General features: G+C 59.5%; 15 protein-coding genes. 2 read left to right on the top strand and 13 right to left on the bottom strand.

Features of this window, described 5'->3' with window-relative positions; translation table 11 throughout:
• Nucleotides 1-392: 392 nt before the first annotated feature.
• From SBC1_RS37600 to phnA, 7 genes are all read right to left on the bottom strand, one after another.
• On the bottom strand, nt 393-1691 hold the full coding sequence (locus SBC1_RS37600; protein ID WP_165107030.1) for an HlyD family efflux transporter periplasmic adaptor subunit: 1299 nt from the start codon (nt 1689-1691) through the stop codon (nt 393-395).
• A gap of 34 nt (nt 1692-1725) precedes the next feature.
• On the bottom strand, nt 1726-3234 hold the full coding sequence (locus tag SBC1_RS37595) for an efflux transporter outer membrane subunit (RefSeq protein WP_165107027.1): 1509 nt from the start codon (nt 3232-3234) through the stop codon (nt 1726-1728).
• Nucleotides 3235-3283: 49 nt separating this feature from the next.
• Entirely contained in the window at nt 3284-3721 is a 438-nt protein-coding gene (locus SBC1_RS37590) for a MarR family winged helix-turn-helix transcriptional regulator (protein ID WP_165107023.1), read from the bottom strand.
• A gap of 97 nt (nt 3722-3818) precedes the next feature.
• Entirely contained in the window at nt 3819-5381 is a 1563-nt protein-coding gene (locus tag SBC1_RS37585; RefSeq protein ID WP_165107020.1) for a DHA2 family efflux MFS transporter permease subunit, read from the bottom strand.
• 89 nt (nt 5382-5470) lie between these two features.
• On the bottom strand, nt 5471-5908 hold the full coding sequence (locus SBC1_RS37580; protein WP_165107016.1) for a MarR family winged helix-turn-helix transcriptional regulator: 438 nt from the start codon (nt 5906-5908) through the stop codon (nt 5471-5473).
• A 257-nt stretch (nt 5909-6165) separates the two neighbouring features.
• Nucleotides 6166-7455, bottom strand: coding sequence for an MFS transporter (locus tag SBC1_RS37575; protein ID WP_206366228.1), 1290 nt, complete (start codon nt 7453-7455; stop codon nt 6166-6168).
• 51 nt (nt 7456-7506) lie between these two features.
• Nucleotides 7507-8730, bottom strand: a complete 1224-nt coding sequence (phnA, locus tag SBC1_RS37570; RefSeq protein WP_165107012.1) for a phosphonoacetate hydrolase — start codon at nt 8728-8730, stop codon at nt 7507-7509.
• A 99-nt stretch (nt 8731-8829) separates the two neighbouring features.
• Between phnA and SBC1_RS37565 the strand changes: the two genes are divergently transcribed.
• The gene (locus tag SBC1_RS37565) at nt 8830-9720 is read left to right on the top strand and encodes a LysR substrate-binding domain-containing protein (RefSeq protein WP_165107008.1); all 891 of its coding nucleotides are present in this window, start codon (nt 8830-8832) and stop codon (nt 9718-9720) included.
• A gap of 49 nt (nt 9721-9769) precedes the next feature.
• Here the strand turns inward: SBC1_RS37565 and SBC1_RS37560 are convergent, their stop codons facing one another.
• The 6 genes from SBC1_RS37560 to SBC1_RS40450 form a co-directional block, all read right to left on the bottom strand.
• Entirely contained in the window at nt 9770-11341 is a 1572-nt protein-coding gene (locus SBC1_RS37560) for a sensor domain-containing diguanylate cyclase (RefSeq protein ID WP_165107005.1), read from the bottom strand.
• A 295-nt stretch (nt 11342-11636) separates the two neighbouring features.
• A complete protein-coding gene (locus SBC1_RS37555; RefSeq protein WP_241202536.1) occupies nt 11637-14891 on the bottom strand; it encodes an EAL domain-containing protein in 3255 nt (1084 codons plus the stop codon).
• A 58-nt stretch (nt 14892-14949) separates the two neighbouring features.
• Nucleotides 14950-15387: a phosphate ABC transporter substrate-binding protein gene (locus tag SBC1_RS37550; RefSeq protein WP_241202535.1), complete on the bottom strand. Its 438-nt coding sequence runs from the start codon at nt 15385-15387 to the stop codon at nt 14950-14952.
• Nucleotides 15388-15398: 11 nt separating this feature from the next.
• A complete protein-coding gene (locus SBC1_RS37545) occupies nt 15399-16535 on the bottom strand; it encodes a hypothetical protein (RefSeq protein WP_165107002.1) in 1137 nt (378 codons plus the stop codon).
• A gap of 655 nt (nt 16536-17190) precedes the next feature.
• A complete protein-coding gene (locus SBC1_RS37540; RefSeq protein ID WP_165107454.1) occupies nt 17191-18156 on the bottom strand; it encodes a chemotaxis protein in 966 nt (321 codons plus the stop codon).
• A 251-nt stretch (nt 18157-18407) separates the two neighbouring features.
• Nucleotides 18408-18536 (bottom strand): hypothetical protein, encoded by a 129-nt coding sequence (locus SBC1_RS40450; RefSeq protein WP_255541829.1) that lies wholly within the window; start codon nt 18534-18536, stop codon nt 18408-18410.
• 237 nt (nt 18537-18773) lie between these two features.
• On the opposite strand from SBC1_RS40450, the gene fliM reads away from it, so the two are divergent.
• Nucleotides 18774-19769 (top strand): flagellar motor switch protein FliM, encoded by a 996-nt coding sequence (gene fliM / locus SBC1_RS37535; protein ID WP_165106999.1) that lies wholly within the window; start codon nt 18774-18776, stop codon nt 19767-19769.
• Nucleotides 19770-19814: the final 45 nt, after the last annotated feature.

Raw genomic sequence — 19814 nt, 5'->3', positions numbered from 1 at the left:
AACCTTCGCCCCGTCTGAAAGCGGCAGCAGTTCAAACATGGCTCGATCCGGATTGAATGGGCGTTAAGGACATGCCCGAGTACGCGCCATTCTTCAAAGCTTACGGCGCAAATTTCGCCGTCCCCGCCTTGTTCCTTCACTTCTTTCCGTCATGGTTCGTTGGGATAGCGTTTGCGGCAATAGGCATTATTCGTCGAATGGGTGACGACGATCGTTAGCGCTATCTAGCGGGCGAGACCGCAGCACGCGATAAGTCATGCTTAGCATTTGTCATGACAAATAAACCTGCCCAATCGCGATGTTCGCTGACGACGCATTCGAGCAGGCAATGACACTTGAGCGTGACAGGCGGCGCCGTCCTGCGCCACCGTCGTTAAGAGTCCACGTCAACCCTAACCGCGCGCCTGGTCCCGCATCGCCATCTTCCTGGCAACCGACGTTGTCACCTTCTCCGGCACCGTCACTTCGTTTTGCTCGATAATCTTCGCGATCTCCGCGTCGGCTTGCTCGCCATACTGCGCAAAAACATCGGTGTGATAGGTCGTGTTCACAGCAGCGCCGAGCTGCGTGCCGGAATTGTCACGCGTGTCGGCGTCGACCACCATCGACAACCCAATGCGAAGCGGATGTGCCGCCAGCTCTTTCGGGTCAAGTGCGATACGCACCGGCAAGCGCTGCACGATCTTGATCCAGTTGCCGGTCGCGTTCTGCGCCGGCAGCGTCGCAAACGCGCTGCCCGTACCCGCCGAGAAGCCGATCACCCGTCCGTGATACTTGACGCTCGAGCCGTACACATCCGCCGTCATCGTGACCGGCTGGCCGATGCGCATCCGGCGCAGTTGCACTTCCTTGAAGTTCGCATCGACCCACACTCCGTCGAGCGGCACGATCGACATCAGCGGCGTGCCCGGCGCGACGCGTTGGCCGACTTGCACCGAGCGTTGCGCGACGTAGCCCGTCACCGGCGCGGGCAGCGTATTGCGCGCGTACTCGAGATAGGCGTCGCGGAGCTTGGCGGCGGCGGCTCGCACATCCGGATGCTGTTCGATCGACGTGCGGTCGGTCAGCGCGCGGTTCGATTGCGCCTGCTGGCGAGCTGCGTCGAGCGCTGCCTGAGCAGCGGTCACGGCGTCGTGGGCGTGCGCGACGTCTTCCGCCGACACCGCGCCGGTGCTGGCCACCGCGACACGGCGCTTCAAATCGTCCTGCGCGCGGGCCAGGTCCGACTCGCGCTGCGCGACGTTGGCCGCGTAGTAGTCGTTGTTCACGTAGAGCGTACTCACCTGGCGCACGGCTTGGCCGAGCGCCGCCTCGGCATTCAGCAGTGCGATCTTCGAATCGGCCGGGTCCAGCGTGACGACCGGGTCGCCCGCTTTCACGATCTGCGTGTCGTCCGTGTCGACCGCGTTGACGGTGCCAGTCACCTGCGGCGTGAGCTGCACGAGGTTGCCGTTGACATACGCGTCGTCAGTCGACTGGTGATATTGCCCATACGTGAAGTAGTACGCGCCATACGCAGCACCCGCGACCACGACCCCGATGCCCAGCAGCGCGAGCCACAGCTTGCGCTTTGACGATGCGCCGGGCGACGGCGCGTTCGGCGAGGTTCCGGCGGGGGCACCGTGCGCACCGCTGCTATTCGATTGTGCCGGGTCCGCGCTCGTGCGGTCGGCCGTAATGCTATCGCTCATGTGAATTCTCCAGAGAGTGTGCGAACGTGCCGGTTCAACGCGCGGCGACGACGGCGTGGGAAGGTGCGGCTGAATCCGCACTGCGTATTGATTCGGATGACGTATCAACATAGCCGCCGCCCAGCGCCGATGCGAGCGCGATCTGCTGGTCGCGCCGGTTCATCAGCAGGTTAGCGACGGCCTGATCGGCCTGCAGAGCGTTCATGTCGGCGTTGAGCACGGTCAGCTGATTCGTCAGGCCGCCCTTGTACTGCGTGATCGCCAGCTCGTCGGCCTCGCGTGCGGCTTGTTGCGCCACTTGCGCGTCGCCAAGCTGCACGTCGCTCGAACGGATCTGCGCGAGTTGCGTCGCCACGTTGCTCAAAGCGGTGACCAGGGTCTGGTTGTAGGTCGCGACGGCGTCGTCGAAATCGGCGTAACGGCCCTTCAATTGCGCACGCAGCGCACCCGCGTCGAAGATCGGCAGATTGATCGCCGGACCCACGTTGGCCGTGCGGCTCGCCGCCGTCAGGAAGCGGCCGAAGCCGAACGCGTCCAGGCCGATCGCAGCGCTCAGATTGATGTCTGGGTAGAACTCGGCCTTCGCTTCCTTCACTTCGTGCGTGATCGCATCGACGCGCCAGCGGGCCGCGACGATGTCCGGGCGGCGGCTCACGAGGTCGGCGGGCAGGTTGTTAGGCAAGCGCACCTCGTCGCCCACGCCAAGCGCAGGCCGCGCGATCGAGAGTCCGCGGTCCGGACCTTCGCCCATGAGCGCGGCCAACTGGTAGCGGGTCGTGAGGATGCTGCCGTCGAGTGCGGCGCGCGCCGAGCGGGCGGTCGCGAGGTTAGCCTGCGCCGTCTTGCGTTCGACTTCGGTATCGAGCCCGGTTGCGATGCGGCCTGCCGTGATGCGATCGATCTGTTCGCGGCGCTCGACTTCCTGCTGGGCGATATCGCGCAGCACATAAAGCCGCGCAAACTCGTTATAGGTGCGGGCGACCGCGGTCGTGAGCGTGAGCTTGACGACTTCCGCGTCGGCCTCGCTCGCCTGCACCTGGGAGATCGCCGCCTTCATCGATTCGCGATTCTTGCCCCACAGATCCAGATCGTATGAAGCACTCAGCAGTCCGCTGTTCTGGGTTTGCCAGCTGCCCGCGTAGGGCGGCGGCACTTCCGCCGTGCCGCTGAACTGCTGGCGCGTCAGCGAGTACTCAGCGTCGACCCGCGGCATGGTGCTGGCCTTCGCGGTGTCCGCATAGGCTTGCGCCCCGGCAAGGCGGGCACGCGCCTGCGCAATCGTCGGGCTGCCCTTGAGCGCTTCCTCAAGCAAGCCTTTCAGTTGTGCGTCGCCGAACTGGTCGGCCCAGTCGGCCGCCGGCCAGTGACCGCTTTCGGCCGGCAGGCTTTGCGTCGTCTCGAACTGTTGCGGCTGGGCCATCTGCTTGTCGCTGTGAATGCCCGCATAGTTGGCACATGCCGAGAGCATCGCCACCAGGATCGCCGACAGCCCCGCCCTCACTGCACGGACACCGCGACCGGAATGATTAATCTGCGCTTTCATTTTCTGACCTGTCAGATTCATGGTTAAAAAAAGGGGAGCGCCGCAGCGCTCACTCTCCGATGAACTTATTCAGCAGACGGCACAGTTCTTCGAACTCCGCCTTCGTGAACTTCTTCAACCGCATGTTCAGCACGTCCGGTGCGATAGTCGGAATCTCGGCCGCTATTTCTTTGCCCTTCTTTGTCAGCACCAGGTTAACCACCCGGCGATCATCCACGCTGCGCGAGCGTTCCAGCAACCCCTTCGTTTCCAGCTTGTCCAACATCCGCGTCATCAGCCCGGTGTCGACGGACAAGATCTTCGAGAGCTCGAACGGCGTGGAGGCCAGGCCGCGTTGCATCGCAAGCAGAATGCCCATCTGCGGGCCGGTGATGTCGAGATCCTTGAGGGCCGTGTCCATTTCCGTCGTGATCAGGTTGCGAGCCTTGGTCAGCAGGAACCCGACGCTTTGCGTCAGGGAGAAATTTTCAGACGTATAGTGCTTCATGGCGCAGCCTCAATGTGTGTGACTCACACAATAACTGCTAAGTCAGATTCTGGCAAGAATAATTTTGCGATTTCTTCCCGTCCGGGCAACGCGTTGCTCAGTGACCGCCCGCGCCCGCTGCGTTCTTCGCACCGTCCCTGCTGGGCTTGGTGATCCAGATGAGCGGAATGATCACGACAAAGATCACCGCCGACAGCCAGAACACATCATTCAGGCCGAGCATCGACGCCTGCGCGCTCAATTGCGTTTCGAAAAAGGCCTGGGCTTTGAAGAGACTCGCATGCAGCGTCGTCTGAATACCGGCAAGCGCGTGCACGTAGTTCGGGTTGTTCACGCTAGTCTGCTCGGCAAGCTGCGAATGGTGCAGGATCGTCCGGTCGTTCCAGATGGTGCTCATGAGCGACGTGCCCGCCGCGCCGGCGAAGATCCGCGCGAAGTTCGACAGGCCCGCGGCCGCCGGGATCTTCTCCTGCGGCAGACCCGAGAGGATGATCGCCGTGAGCGGCGTGAAGAACAGCGCCATCGGGATGCCTTGCAGCAGCGTGGGCAACACGAGCGTGTAGGGGTCAACGTCCGTGGTGTAGAGCGAGCGCATGAAGAACACACCGGCGAAACCCAGGAACGCGAGCGTCGCCAGCACCCGCACGTCCGATTTCGGCATGACCTTGCCCATCACCGGCGCAAGGAGCACGGCGAAGATGCCGAGCGGCGCAGTCACCATGCCGGCGTCGACAGCCCGGTAGCCCAGGTACTCCTGAATCCACGTCGGCAAGATCACAAGGTTGGCGAAGAAGACTGCGTACGCGACCGATATCGCGATGGTGCCGCCCAGGAAGTTGCGTCCTTTAAACAGGCGCAGGTCGATGATCGGCTTCGCCTCGGTCAGCTCCCAGATCAGGAAGAACACGAACCCGACCAGCGCGACAATCGTGAGCGCCCAGATCACTGGTGAATTGAACCAGTCGAGATCCTTGCCCTTGTCGAGCATGACCTGCAGCGCACCCACCCAGACGATCAGCGAGATGAGCCCCATCTTGTCGACCGGCAGCTTGCGCGACGGCGTTTCGCTCTTGCGGTAGAGCACCCAGATCACCGCGGCGGCGAAGAGGCCGACGGGCACGTTGATGTAGAAGATCCACGACCAGTTGTAGTTGTCGGTGATCCAGCCGCCAAGAGCCGGCCCGGCGATCGGCCCGACCGTTGCGGTCATCGCCCACAGCGACAGCGCGCTCGAGCTTTTTTCCCGCGGAAACGAAGCGAGCAGGAGCGATTGCGACAGCGGCACCAGCGGCCCCGCCACCGCGCCTTGCACGATGCGCGCCACGAGCAGCACGGGCAGGTTCGGCGCGAGGCCGCACGCCGCGGACGACACCACGAACAGCAGGATCGCGGCCACGAAGAGCTTCACCTGCCCAACTCGCTGCGTGAGCCAGCCGGTCAGCGGAATCGACACCGCGTTGGCCGCGGAGAACATCGTGATGACCCACGTGCCTTCGTCGACCGACACGCCGAGGTCGCCGGAGAGCGTCGGGATCGCGACGTTGGCGATCGACGAGTCCAGCACATTCATGAAGGTGGCGAGCGCCACGGCGAATGTGCCCAGTGCGAACTGCCAGCCAACCAATGGCGCCGGAGCGCTCGCGTGTTTCGGCGGATTCATGTTGCGTCCTTTAAGGGGTGTGACGGTCGGTTGTCCTGAAACCGGCACCATTTATCTGATATGTCAGATATTTGAGCAAAAAAAACGGCCTACTCTTCCAGCAACTTGTTGAGGAGCCTGCACAAGGTTGCAAATTCCAGTGCGGTAAAGCCCGATAGGCGCCGGTTCAACATCGCTGGCGCAATCTCCGCGATCCGCGTAGCGACATCGCGCCCTGCTTCGGTCAGCGTCAGGCTCACCACCCGCCGGTCCACGCTGTCGCGAGACCGGCGCACTAGACCCCGCCTTTCCAGCCGGTCGAGCATCCGTGTGACGAATCCTGAATCGATGCCAAGCAGCCTGGACAATCCCACCGAGGTGTGCGCCCTGTCCCGCGACAGGAGCAGCAGCACGCCGACCTGCGAACTGGTGACGCCGGTGCCCGAAAGCGCTACATCCATTTCCGCCGTGAGCAGGTGGCGTGCTTTGCTCAACGCAAAGAGGATGCTCTGACCGGGCCAAAAAAAATCGTCGAAGTAGTGGTCCATTCCTGATATCTCTGTTTCTGATCAAGAATATATCTGACTTCTCAGACATGTGCAAAGACTTTTTTGAGACGACCGGACCGGGTCGAGGGCAAGCTGTCACGCGTATCGCGAACGTGGTGCAAGCTCCTCGAATTTTCAGCACCGATCGATGTGGTTCCTGAACGACAACCTCTTTGGTCGAATATAAATACCCACCATGCTCGGCTGCGACCGTGTCATGTTCGCCTCTCGAAAGCGGCCTACGCTGGCCGACTCGATCACCGTTTAATCAGCATCGACATTACCGCGCTTGCTGCACAGAGCCCCGCGACAATCGGAAAGATGATCGACGTATGGCCGGTCGTATCGATAATGCGCCCGATCACCGGTTCGCCGACGCCAGCGAACATGTACGACATGGTGTTGAGCACGCCTGTCGCTGTACCCGCAGCGCGGCGCCCGAAAATATCAGGACACAGGGCCCAGAACGAAGACGCCGGCCCAAAGACAAAAAAGCCGCATAAAAACAGAAGCACGATCGCAAGCATACTGCCGTGAGGTATGAACATCATGAAGATTGCAGTCGCGCAAGCCAGCACCATGTACCAGACGATCGCCATATAGCGGCGCCCCTGGAACAGCACGTCCGAGATCCAGCTATTCGACAGCGAGCCGAGCGCCATGCCCACCGGTAACGCGACCGTGATCCACTTCGGGTCGATCAGCGCCGATGAGCTCTTCCAGTCCATGCCGAGAAAATGGACCGGCACCCAGACCACCAAGGCATACCGTGCGGCGTTCTGAAAGCCGATCGCTAAACCTGTGATGTAGAGCTTCCAGTTCTTCATCACTAGCGCGTAGCGCTGCGCGCTCGTCAATTCATCTTCCGGCTCGGCAGGCGATGCTGCGTCTTCCGATTTTTCCGTGGCCGGCAGATGCCGAGCCTCCGGCCGCTCAGAAACGAATAGCAACAACACCAGTGCGCCGAGGAGCATGGAAAGCGGTGCGAGACGGAAAATCCAGACCCAGCCGAGCTGCATCGTTCCCAAAATGACGACTGGGAAAACATAGGCTAGCACCGAAGAAAATCCGGAGAAGCCCACGTATACGCCATATACAAAGCCGCGATGCTTGTGGTCCCACCAGTTGGACAGCAAGCGGCTGCCTGGCGCGAAACCCATCGACTGGAAATAGCCGTTGAGTCCCCACGCAAGCAGAAAGAACAGGAACGTATGGCCAAAACTAAACAACCAGTTCGCCGCGACCGAGAGGACAGCCCCGGCGATCATCATCGTCTTGCCACCCAGTTTATCGCCCAGGTTGCCATTGATGAACTGGCCGCCCGCATAGCACCACAGCATCGTCGCGCTGATCCAGCCGATCTCGTACTTCGACAGGCCGTAATCGTGCTGGATACCGGCGACCGCAAAACCAAGCGTCTGCCTGCCGGTGTAATAGAACAGATAGCAAAAGGTCACGCCGATCAGCGCACGCCACTTGTATTGCGCGAAAGTCGTGCCCCCTTTGATGGACGTGTATTGCAAAGCGTCAGGTATATCTGAGGGCATTGCTGTCTCCATGCGGCGCGCGGTCTCTGCCGCGCTAACCGTTTTTAGTTATCAGGCCAGGTGATTGAGTGCGATATTGATAACGTCGAAATTACGCAGACGACGGGTGCGATCAAGGTCAACCACCTTGCGGTTGAAGATGAGCGGTACCTTTTGCTCGGATACCCCACCGTGCGAACGCAACGGCACAGTCAACCCGGACAAGTCGTGTTGGTCGGCAGCGCTGCCTAGCACCGTCAGACGTTCTCCGAGCACCACGAGGTCGCCAATCCGATCCGCGGGTACTTCGAACCGCTGGCTGGCTTGCGAACGCGTCAATACTGCTTCGACACCGGCAATGCCCGCGAGAAAATCCGTGACATCACGTTGGCGTTCCCGGTCGTGCAGGTAAATCGTCGCATAGGAGCCAAGCGCGCCGTGATGCACTACGTAGGGGTCCGTAATTGGCAGGATGACGCGCGCGAACTTCGCCCCGTAGCGGGCGTCCAGAACGTCTTGCAAAAATACGATGTTTGGGCGGCCTATTGCATCAGTCTTGGCATTCATCCCGTGGTCGGCCGTGATCGCCACAACTGCACCTTCGTCGTGATAACGCTTGAAGTAGCCGTCCATCATGGCGTAGAACGCATTGGCTTCCGGTGTGCCTGGCGCGTATTTGTGCTGTACATAATCGGTTGTCGACAAATACATCAAGTCGGGGCGCTCGTTAGTCAGCAAAGAGAGTCCCGCGGCAAATACGAACTCCGAAAGCTCCGCGCTGTACACGGGAGGCACCGGCATGCCGACTCTCGCTACGATGTCCTCAATACCGTGGTCCGCGAGAGTCACCTCGTCGGCCTTTTCAGCAGAAAAACAGATACCTTTCAGCTGATGGCCGAGCAGGCTGCGCAGCTTATCCTTTGCGGTCACCACCGCGACGCGTTGCCCCGCGCGTGCCATTTCGGCCAAGATAGTCGGCGCGCGAAGGTACTTCGCGTCGTTCATCAAGACCTCCTCTTGCGCTTCCTGATCAAAAAAGAAGTTCCCGCAGATACCGTGAACGGACGGCGGCGCACCGGTAACAATCGACAGGTTGTTAGGGTTGGTGAACGACGGAACCACGCAGTCTGCTGTTAGCACCGAACCGAACGCGGGCAACTCGGCGAGAAACGGAGCCTTCCCCGCCTGGATGGCCTGATTGATATATTCCTGTTCGCATCCGTCGACGCAGACAACAATGGTCGGAACCGATGGCAGTCGATAGGAGCGGGAATTAACGTTGATATGTTCAGTCATGGATCATCACCTTTCGCGTTGAACTGACACCAGCGTATGATGAACGGAATTTTCACACAATCGATAAAAACTCCCCGCACCTGTGCCTAAAACTCACATATGAGACAGAAGCTTCCCCCGCTGAACGCGTTGCGCATATTCGAAGTCGCGGCCCGTGCGGAGAGCTATTCGGCTGCCGCTCGAGAACTGAACCTGACCCACGGCGCGGTCAGTCGACAGATCGCAGTTCTCGAGGACTGGCTGGGTCAGCCGTTGTTTGTGCGCGATGGGCAAAGCATGGTGGCGTCTCCTCATGCTCGGGCGCTCGCCCGCGAAATCAGCGCCGCGTTCGACCACATTGCGGACGCCTCAGAACGCTACGGAAAGAATCGGCATGTAAAGATTATCCGAGTCAGCGCATCAGCCACGGTCGCGATGCGCTGGCTCATCCCCCGGTTGCATTTATTTGCTGAGATATGCCCAGAGGTAGACGTGCGCGTGTCAACCGTGCTCTCCACTGAGCCGGCGTTCAGCGGCAGCTTCGATGTTGCAATCCGTCGGGAGGTACCGAGTGGCGGCCAATTTCAGGCGTGGCCGCTGTATCGAGAATCAAATACCGTGATTGCGAGTCCGTCCCTGCTCTCGCGAACCGGTGTCAGGACCGTTGAGCAGCTCGTCACCGAGACCTGGCTGACGAGCGAAACCCGCCCACGCGACTGGGAAGCGTGGCTTGAGGCCACGAGTCAACCGGCGCTTCGAGCAAGTCGAACCTTACGATTCGACCATTTTTTCGTGACCTTACAGGCTGTCGTTGATGGGCTCGGTTTCGGAATAGGTCCCTTTCCGACGCTTGACAGCGATTGTGCAACCGGACGCCTGCAGAAGCCATTTCCCGCCTTGCTCTCGCCGGGATCAACCTACTACGCGTTGATACCACTTGACGCTGATAAACCACTCCATATGAGAGCGTTTGTCGATTGGCTGCAATCAATCAGTACGAAGGATAACTAATCGTCGCATCTGCAGCGCGAGCGCGGATAACATTTTTGAGGCGACTCGATCAACCCGCGTTCGCGCCCGAAAGCTGCGTTCGCCCCGTTACGTAGTGACTGTCGTAATGACTGTCCATTTTTGGGCGAGTGACTGGAGCAGCGACATGAGCTTCTGCGAGATTGGACTCGCAGACGACCCGGTTACGGCCCTCGCCTTTGGCGTCATACAGTGCTCCGTCCGCAGCATTGACAAACACGCGTAGCGCGGCGAAGCGGCGGTTGGTCACACACGCGATTCCGATACTGACCGTCACAACCTGATGCATGCTGGCCATATGAGTGCGGCCGAGCGCCTGCACTGCCGCCCGAATGCTCTCCGCAACCTGAACTGCGCCCTCGTGGCCGGTATTGGGCAGCACCACGGCGAATTCTTCGCCGCCGTAGCGCGCGGCGCTATCGCCGGGTCGCCGGATTTTCTCGCCAACGCATCGGGCCACTGCTGCAAGTGCATCGTCACCCGCTGAGTGCCCGTACAAGTCGTTGAAACTCTTGAAATGATCGACATCGATCATCAGCAGCGACAGTGGCAAATCGCTGCGCTGTGCACGATGCCATTCCGTCTGGATGATTTCGTCAAAAGCCCGGCGGTTGCAGAGTTTCGTGAGTCCGTCGGTTCTCGCAAGCGACCGGAGTTCGGTTTCCATGTTCAGGCGGCGTTTGAGTTGCTGCGCGAACAGTGCGGCCAGCGTGAGGATGAGAACATCGACCGCACCGATCAGCGAGCCGATGATCCACGCCCGGCGATGCCACTCCGCATAAATGTCCTGGGTAGCAAGGGCAACATCGAAGACCAACGGAAACTTATCGATGTGCCGAAACGCATACCATCGCGGTACACCGTCGATCGCAGCTGTACCGAAAAAGTCACCGCTGGGAGCCTGAGTGAAACGCGTGTAGTTGGCGGTATCTATCAGGCTTCGGCCAATGACCTTCGCGTCGTACGGCCGGCGCATCAGCATCGTCCCGTCTGCGAGCATCAGTGCCATCGAGCCACCCGCACCCAGATGCATGTCGGCAAACAGGTCTCGGAAATAGTTCAGGTGCAAGGTTCCCACCACCACCCCCGCAAAACTGCCGTCCGGGTGCGATAGTCGCCGACTCAAGGCAATGCTGACGCCACCACCGTTCAGCCGCGGTTCGAATGGATGACTGACGTAGAGTCCGACGTTCGGCGAGTTGCGGTGGATCTCGAAGTAATCGCGATCGGCCAGGTTGATATGGCGCGGTGAATCCGACGTGGAATCGATCGCTACGTTCCCCGCCTCATCGAGTACCAGCAACGAGCCCATGTCTTTAGCCGTCGCCGAACGATCGAACAGCACCATCCGACGAAGTTCGGGTGGCAAGTCACGCACGCCGGGATGCTCAAGACCCTCAATGACCGCCTGCAACGACAGGTCGTAGACCTCAAGGTTGCGCGCGGTATCTCGCTCCACCAGGAGCAACACGTTGGTCGCGGCTTCCTGCGCCCGCGTGAGCGCGTCCTGCCGCATTTCGACCAGCACCCATGCGGCGATGGCCAGGATCGCGCCGGCAATGACCACGCTGGCGCCTATTACCGCATTTGGCCGCCGGGTCATGTCTTTAGCGCCGCGGCTAAGAAAGCTTGAAGAACCATTGCACGCTGTCCGATTGTTTTCGCGAGCCCTGCCAAGAAGCGTTTCTGAAACAGTAGATCGCGCCGCTTTTGGGTGTAGGGTTGAAGCGTATCAGTGCACGGTGCCTGTTCATCGCGCAAGGACAGGCAGTTTTACCGGCTAATCTGCTGCTTTGCCCTGGCCCGTGCCGGTTCTGTCAGGGACCCGTACACGCATACTCGCGGTTGACTGACAATTTTAGCGCCACGCGCATCGCACGCTCTAACGTGCCAATGCTCTAGCTGGGTACATCTTCGGCGGCCGCGTCCACTGGCCAAGTGAAAGGTTCTCTGACCAATCGTTCCAACTCGCTCGGCGAGACGGGCTTGCTGTAGTGATAACCCTGAATTTCGTGGCAGTCGTTGTCACGCAGGAAATCAAGTTGCCTCTCCGTTTCCACGCCTTCGGCAATGACCTTGAGATTCAGTTGCCGCCCGAGTGAGATCACGGCCCGCGCGATGGCGCGGTTATCTTCGCCATCGGGCAGTTCGCGCACGAACGACTGATCTATTTTCAGGCGCACAATCGGGAAGTGTTTCAACGCGCTCAAGCTGGAGTACCCGGTTCCAAAGTCGTCGATAGACAAGCGCACTCCCATGGCCTGCAACTCGGTCATCGTCGCGATCGCCCCGTCGAGATCCTGCATGATCAAGCTCTCGGTGAGCTCAAGCTCGAGATACTGAGCGTCGAGCCCGCTCGTGCTCAGCGCATGCGCCACCCGCGCGACCCATTCCTTTTGCTGGAACTGCCGCGCCGAGACGTTGACGGACATGCTCATTGGCGGCATACCTGCGTCCTGCCAGGCCTTGTTCTGGCAGCAGGCCGTATGCAGCACCCAGTCGCCGATCGGTACGATCAGCCCTGTTTCCTCTGCCAGGGAGATAAACGTGGCCGGGAAGACCGGGCCATCGGTCGGGTGATCCCACCGCAACAGCGCCTCCACGCCGAAAATTTTCTCCGTGCGCAAATCGACCTGCGGCTGATACACCAGCCGGAATTCCCCGTTCGCCAGCGCGTGCCTCAACTGTTCCTGAAGCCGCAGTCTGTCGTGCACCTTGATGTTCATCTCAGCCGTGTACAACTGGTAGTTATTGCGGCCCCTCTCTTTTGCGCGATACATCGCCGCGTCAGCGTTCATCAGCAGAGTTTCGGCATCAGTGCCGTCGTTAGGATAACTCGCTAACCCCATGCTGCACGTGACTTGAAAAGTCTGCCCGTTCAGTTCGATCGGTTCGAGAATCGTGTCGCGAATCTTCTCGATGACCGCCGTTATGTCTCCGTCGTGCAGCGCCTGGTCGAATAAAACGATCACGAACTCATCACCGCCGAGCCGCACCACGGTATCGGTGCGCCGCACGCATTGAACCATGCGCGCGGCCACCGTCTTCAACAGGTCGTCGCCAGCGCGGTGGCCAAGGCTGTCGTTGATCAGCTTGAAATTGTCGAGGTCGATGAACACCACCGTCACGCCGCGCTGATAGCGTTGCGCGTGCAGCAAAACCTGGTTCAGACGATCCGACAGCAAAGTGCGATTGGGAAGGCCCGTCAGCGCGTCGTGATTCGCCATGTGACGGATGCGCTCCTCCGCCTGGCTACGCTCGATAGCGATGCCGCAAATACGCGTTGCCATTGCGATGGCCTGCGCCTCGACGGCTGCGGGCTCGTGCGGGTCTCGGACGAAGAGCGTCAGTGCGCCGAGCGCGCTGCCGTCGTGTGACAGAATCGGGAGTGCCCAGCAGGCGCCATAATCATGCATGCCGTAGCCTTCCATTTGCTGGAGCAAGCACCGGTCCTGTTTCACGTCCGATATGTACACCGGCTGGCGCCAATGAATCGCGCGTCCGCTCGGCTCGGCGTCTGGACCAATCACCGAACCATGGATCTGCTTGTGGTATTGCTCGGGAAAACTCGGCGCGGCGCCCAGCTTCAGATGCTGGCCGTCTTCGTCGCACAGGAGAGCGACGCAAACCGAACCCGCTATCTGCGACTCCAGCAGCCGCGTCATATAGGAGAGAACTTCTTCGAGCGGCGTGCTGGTAGCGATCATTTCCAGCACCCGGTTCTGTTCCGCACGCCGGACTTCCGCGCGTTTGCGCGAGCTGATGTCGCGGATGATCGCGACCACACCGTCTTCCACACGCACAACCTGCCGCTGCAGCCATACCGAGGACATGCCGGGCCTTTCGTGTATCCATTCGTGCTCCTCAACAGCCGCCGTCAGCGCAACGCTGACCAATTTGTCAAACATGCCATCATCGCGACAGCGAGGAAACGCGACATCGAGCGACTTGCCAACCAACATGCCACGATGCATACCTGACAGTTCGCCCCCCCGGCGATTCGTGTCGGTCAGCACGAAGTCGACGATCTCGCCGTTGGCTCCGCGTTCGCTACGAAAGACGAAAAACGCGTCGAGACTTGCTTCCGACGCGGCGTAGTAAGTCTGCTGTGCCCGGCGTGCGCGCTGTCGGCTGACCGCGAGCTGCCAGCTCAAGCGGCTCAGTACAAACGCCAGCATGACCAGCACCACGCTGCCGCCGCCAGCCCACAGCAGATAAGCGCGCCGGTGTCGACGGAGCTGCGCGGCTTGCTCCTCGCGCCCAAGACCCACTATCGCTATGAGCGGAAAGCCGTGTAGCGTGCGAATGTTCGTGTAGCGCGGCGCTCCATGATCCCAAGGCTGGATGGAGGCCAAATCGGTCGATGCCGCGGCGGCCGCACGCACGGCAGTCGAAGAGAGGCGTTCGCCCCACGACTGTTGCTCACCCACTTGCTCCGCGCGCACAATGCCGTCCGTGCCGAGCAAGGCCAACACGCCATCCTTGCCCATCCGCGCGTAGTCATAGCTGCTCGTGAAATAGCCGGGGTCTACCGACAGAATGACGACCCCGGCGAAACCGCCGGCTGCGTTCTGCAGCCGGCGGCTGAATGTGATTTCGGGGGACCCCGTGCCGGGGTCGCGCGTGACCTCACTCACAAAGGGCATTGGGGCATCGTCGGCGGAATCGCGCTGCGTCTGGAAATACGGCTGGTCCGCTACCGTTACCGCTGCTGACGCCTGAGGCAGGGTTGCGGCGCTCAACCGGCCATCAGTGCCGACAATGGCCACCTTGAACACGATGGCTGGCGGAAGGAGCCCCTTGTCCCGAAGCTCGGACAATCCTGCGCCGCCTTTCATCTCGTAGGCGTATTTGACGGTCTTTAGCGTCTGGTCGATAGAGACCAGATTGCGCACCATTTGCGCCTGGTAGGTATCGGCGAGTTCGCGGCTCAATTCCGCCGCTGCATTCTGAGCAACGACGTTTTCTGCACTGATCAGATGGATAACGGTAGTCCAGGTGAGCACAAGCAACATCGCCGCGAACAGCGGAAACAGGACATAGGCTTCGAGCAGGCGTCGCAGAACGGGACGCAGCGCCGTACTCAATACGATCAGACGGCCGCATGTGCCGTTTGATACGAACTGAGCGTTTGATTCGATAGGGCTGCGCATACTATCCAGGGTTCGTGTGTCGACGTGCCGCCACCTGACTGCCAACGGCGGGGTCCGACTAGTGAGGCGTCAGCACTGCCTTGACGCTAGCGTCCAGTTCGCTCCTGTCGATGTAGCCGATCGAATCGGGCATGGCGACGATTGCTTTTTTTACCGCGGCGGCATCTGGTAGCTCACGCGGAGGCTGGCCCTGCCCTGTGAAGATCAGCTTCGACCAATACGCTTTCAGTTGCGGCGCCGACTTGCCGGTCACCTTCCTGTAGAACTCGGCGCGGCTCGCGGCGTCTTCGGCCAAGTCGAGCGGTACGGCAGCGCCACCGCCTGGAAAATAGGCCGTGCGGCCGAGGAAAATGTCCGCCACCTGGTCTTTGCTGAGTTCTGCAAGCGGGTTTGACGCGGATATGACCACAACCAGCTCGGCCATCGACGCCTGGGCGGCCAACCCGAGCACCAAACCTAAAAGAGCCGCCCTGACGTGTTTGTTGGCAATGTCCACGAAGGCTCCGATCAAAAGACGAAGTCGAGAACGGCGCTGAACACGTTTGTGCCGCTGCCGAGCTGGAAATTCGGTTGGAGGTTCGCGAACGAGCCTGTCGAATTCGCGGGCAGCCACACGTGATCGAATTGGACCTTCAGGTCCATGTTCTTCATAAAGTCCCAACGCACCCCTGCAGAGATGTCTTTTTGTCCCATGTTGTAATTCGGAACGACGGTGGCGTGCCCGAGCGTGTGCGATTCGGAGTACGTCAGGAATGGTGTGAACTTGTTGATCCGGTAGCCACCGGTCACATAGCCGCTGACGTAGCCGGGCGTGAGTTGGTCGACCGTGACGCGGGCCAGTTCCGCTTGCACAAACCATGGACCTGAATCGTAACCAACCGCCATGCTATAGACGTTCGCAGGCAGCTTCGGGTCGAGAACAGCGAGTTTCACATCGGCGTGCAGGTAGCCGAAGTGCGCTGTGAAATCGCGATATTCGATCGTATCGAACGCGCCCACGATGCCCGTGCCCGTGGTTTTGATCATGCCCGGGTTCACGTGAAATGCGCTATAGCCGTAGAGTATTCGTACCGTGTTGGCCACCTCGCCGAGGCGAAATCGATACGATAAGTCGGCCCCGTCGCTATTCGTTATCGGCACGGTGTTATAGACCTCGGCCGGCACGCGCACCCACGGATTCGCATAACCGACATTGCGATAATCGGAGTTAAGGAATGTGGGCAGTTCGATTCGTCCAATGCGCACGCTGAAGTCCGGCGTGAATGCGTATTTCAGGTTTGCCCACTCGAGTTGCGGCGTGAACGTGTTGTCGTAGCGTTGCTGGGACACGACCTGGACGACCGCCGAAAGCTTATCGGTAAAGCGGCCAACAAGTTGTACGCCAAGCTTGGTGTCATCGGCGAAGTCGTAGGCCCGACTATGTCCGGAGCCGCTTGGCTCGAACGCAGTGCTGGTGAAGTCAGCGCTATCGAGGCTCGAATGCGTCATCCCGAGGGTTCCGAAGCCGCTCAGCGTGAACATGCTCGGTGAAGCAGTGGCGCTCGGCGCGTCCTCGGCGCGCGCGCTCGTCGTGCAAACCAGTGCTATCACCGTCAGTGATGCGACGCGCAACAACAGCCGCCCGATACTGAAGCGCTTCTTCATGGTATTGCCGGTGATATGCGGAAAGAATGAGCGGTGCCAACTGATAATCGATGGACAACCTGCTTTAGATATTATGATTAACGGCCGCTCCTATTAAACCTTGAGGCAAAGGGCTAATTAGCGTGTCGCGCAAGAAGCGAACTTTCGTGCGCGATGTGACGCGATGTGACGTGCCCGGTGCATCGATCAGGTCGAATGGACCGCTTTGCCGCGCGACAGTGCGCGGCTGCAGGTAGTTGGTTGATGTATGAAGGAAGCGCCCATATGCGCCGCAGGATCGTGATCGCCGAGTTGCCACTGTCGGCGATCACCACGGCTCCATCACCACATTTTCGCCAGACAATGTGGTTCGACCACAGCTCAGTCAGACGACATTTGTTTGAGATTCATTTGTCTCTGCTCCGGTCTACATAAAGGAGAACGCTTCAACTGCGGGGAACGCCCTTTCGCAGATCAGTACGTGTGGTGCATCTGACCCGGCCGCACTCTTTGCGGCACCCGGCAGGCGGTACATGTGTCTCTGCTTTACGGCGGCAGGGTCATCTCCTGTAGAGGAACAAACCCTCACCGGGCGCATGCCAACATGCGCGTGTCATTGAGTCCATGGATCTGATGCACTCGGCGCGTTGTCACGGTGCCCTCACCGTACTGCGCATCAAGCCGCCACGGCTTGCCCCAGAGTTTCACGCAACACGGTCGCCAGCTCCTGCGCAACGAACTTCGAGATATACGCGTCGGCCCCAACCTTTCTCACGTGCTCCTCATTGGCAGATCCGGACAACGACGAATGGATGACGACCGGGATCGATCGCAGCGCGGCGTTACCCTTGATCTTGCGAGTCAACGTGAAGCCGTCCATCTCCGGCATCTCAAGGTCTGTTAAAACCAGTGCGATTTCGTCATTTACCGCGCGCCCCGACGCATGCGCGCGTTTTTCCGCCGCCTCCAGCAGGTTCCACGCTTCCAGACCGGTCTTCGCCATGATGAACGGCAAGCCCATTGCAGTAAGACTCTGCTCAATCAAGCTGCGAGCTACACCCGAATCATCAGCCGCGAGAATTTTGGCGCCACGTGCAATAGTGACCCGGCCTACGGTGGCCTCAGTAATATCAGGCTCGCTTCCCGGAAGCACGTCGCGCAAAATCTGCTCGACATCAAGCAGTTGAGCCAGACGCGAGCCGTCCACGTTTCCATCAAGACGCGCGATGCTGGTCACGGTCTTTCCGCTCGAATGCGCTTCTGCTGACAACACCTGGTCCCATTCAAGGCGAACGATGTCATCAACCTCTTCGACCGCAAAGCCTTGGGTCGTCCTGGCAAACTCGGTGACGAGCAAGATCCGTGGTGTGCCCCTCGGTGTACAACCCGTCAGCCGGGGCAAGTCAATGACAGGAATGATTTGCCCGCGAATATCAGCAATGCCGAGGATGTTGTCCGATGCGCCGGCGATGACCGTAAGGGCGGGCATCTCAATGATCTCCCGCACCTTGAACACGTTGATGCCATAAAGTTCGCGCCGCGTTGAGTTTGGTGCCTCTCCAAGGCGGAACAGGAGCAGTTCGAAGCGGTTGTTCCCCGCCAGGTTTGTCCGTTGCTCAACATCATGTTGGGAATTATTCATCTGATACGTCCCGATTCTGTGCGGCATGACCGATTGTTCGGAGCACGCTTCGATATGATTGAAAACGCAGCTCTCTGCTTCGGCTGAGAATGGAATGCGCAAGGTAGAAATTCGCAATGTCGACAATACGGTCCGTAAGGGTTGGTCGAACTTCGAACTTCACCGTCCGGACGTCTGTCGTTTAGCCATTGCTTCATATGTGTTAACGACGCACAGTTCAGCAGCTTGACTTTTGATTTTCATAAGACGCCTCACGTTTTCCCTATGAGGCGTCTTTGAAGGTTCAACGTATGGTTGTCCGCCATACCCAGTTCCTGCGCCAGGCGAAGCGCAACGTGAGCATCCCGATGCCGTAAAAACAAGGCGATTTCAATCTTCATCGGTGATTCCCCATTCCTAGCGCACCCGCGCAGCCAGCCAAGCCGGCGAACTAAGCCACAATCGCGCCTCTCTTTGCGGTCTTGCGATTCCTGCACTGGGCTAAGCTTGGCTCAAGTTGCAAATGGAGGACCGGGAGCGCATGTAATTAAGAGCATGTTGCACAAAACACCACCTTTCCCCGAAACGACGAAGTACCCGCTTTAGAAAAACGCGACCAATCAAATCAAAGGGCAGCAATGGGCCACGAAGAATTCATGTCGCAGGCGGAGGTCGACGCGCTGCTGAAGGGCGTCACCGGCGAGACCGACATGGTCGTCGAGCAAACCTCTTCGTCCGTCGCACGTCCTTACAATCTCTCCGCGCAGGAACGGATAGTCCGCGGTCGAATGGCAGGTCTTGAAATTATCAACGATCGCTTCGCCCGTCTCCTGCGTGGTGGGATTTTTCACTTGATGCGCCGCACCGCAGAGATTTCAGTCGGAGCGATCAAGGTTCAAAAGTACAGCGCATTTACGCGCAACCTCCCCATTCCAACCAACCTGAATCTGGTGCATGTCAAACCGCTGCGCGGTACCGCGCTCTTTGTGTTTGATCCGAATCTGGTGTTCTTCGTGGTAGATAACTTGTTTGGTGGCGACGGGCGGTTTCACGTTCGTGTAGAGGGGCGCGAGTTCACCGCCACTGAACAACGCATCATTGGCAAACTGCTCGACGTTGTTTTCGAACACTATATGGCGGCGTGGATAAACGTACGCCCCCTGACCCTGGAGTACGTTCGATCAGAAATGCATACGCAATTCGCAAACGTTGCGACACCCAATGAGATCGTCATTGTCACCGAGTTTTCCATCGAGTTTGGTACGACCGGAGGAACGCTGCACGTTTGCCTGCCGTACTCAATGATCGAGCCAATTCGTGATTTGCTATTTTCACCGCATCAAGGCGAGACGCTTGACGTCGACCGGCGATGGGGACGCGTGCTCGCCACGCAATTGCAGGCTGCCGAACTCGAGGTGACGGTTGATCTTGTCGACATACCGACGACGTTCGAGAAGATCCTGAGCATGCGTGCAGGCGATGTGATCCCGATTAACCTCGGGGAATACGTCACCGCGAAAGTTGACTCCGTGCCGGTTATGGAATGCGGCTACGGGATTTTCAATGGGCAGTACGCGTTACGCGTGAACAAGATGATCGCTTCAGAAGAAGCGACCAAGGCGGTGGAATATTAGCAATGCTGATGGCCCGGCGCGTATGGATGAGCGTGCCCCCTGAGA

It is taken from the genome of Caballeronia sp. SBC1 (assembly GCF_011493005.1).
GTDB lineage: Bacteria > Pseudomonadota > Gammaproteobacteria > Burkholderiales > Burkholderiaceae > Caballeronia.
The sequence above is the reverse complement of the archived record's forward strand: the minus strand, read 5'-3'. Positions and strand labels throughout refer to the sequence as shown.

Coding starts and splice junctions, on each gene's coding strand:
- SBC1_RS37600 (WP_165107030.1), bottom strand. CDS start 1,691: ATGAGCGATAGCATTACGGCCGACCGCACGAGCGCGGACCCGGCACAA.
- SBC1_RS37595 (WP_165107027.1), bottom strand. CDS start 3,234: ATGAAAGCGCAGATTAATCATTCCGGTCGCGGTGTCCGTGCAGTGAGG.
- SBC1_RS37590 (WP_165107023.1), bottom strand. CDS start 3,721: ATGAAGCACTATACGTCTGAAAATTTCTCCCTGACGCAAAGCGTCGGG.
- SBC1_RS37585 (WP_165107020.1), bottom strand. CDS start 5,381: ATGAATCCGCCGAAACACGCGAGCGCTCCGGCGCCATTGGTTGGCTGG.
- SBC1_RS37580 (WP_165107016.1), bottom strand. CDS start 5,908: ATGGACCACTACTTCGACGATTTTTTTTGGCCCGGTCAGAGCATCCTC.
- SBC1_RS37575 (WP_206366228.1), bottom strand. CDS start 7,455: ATGCCCTCAGATATACCTGACGCTTTGCAATACACGTCCATCAAAGGG.
- phnA (WP_165107012.1), bottom strand. CDS start 8,730: ATGACTGAACATATCAACGTTAATTCCCGCTCCTATCGACTGCCATCG.
- SBC1_RS37565 (WP_165107008.1), top strand. CDS start 8,830: ATGAGACAGAAGCTTCCCCCGCTGAACGCGTTGCGCATATTCGAAGTC.
- SBC1_RS37560 (WP_165107005.1), bottom strand. CDS start 11,341: ATGACCCGGCGGCCAAATGCGGTAATAGGCGCCAGCGTGGTCATTGCC.
- SBC1_RS37555 (WP_241202536.1), bottom strand. CDS start 14,891: ATGCGCAGCCCTATCGAATCAAACGCTCAGTTCGTATCAAACGGCACA.
- SBC1_RS37545 (WP_165107002.1), bottom strand. CDS start 16,535: ATGAAGAAGCGCTTCAGTATCGGGCGGCTGTTGTTGCGCGTCGCATCA.
- SBC1_RS37540 (WP_165107454.1), bottom strand. CDS start 18,156: ATGAATAATTCCCAACATGATGTTGAGCAACGGACAAACCTGGCGGGG.
- SBC1_RS40450 (WP_255541829.1), bottom strand. CDS start 18,536: ATGAAGATTGAAATCGCCTTGTTTTTACGGCATCGGGATGCTCACGTT.
- fliM (WP_165106999.1), top strand. CDS start 18,774: ATGGGCCACGAAGAATTCATGTCGCAGGCGGAGGTCGACGCGCTGCTG.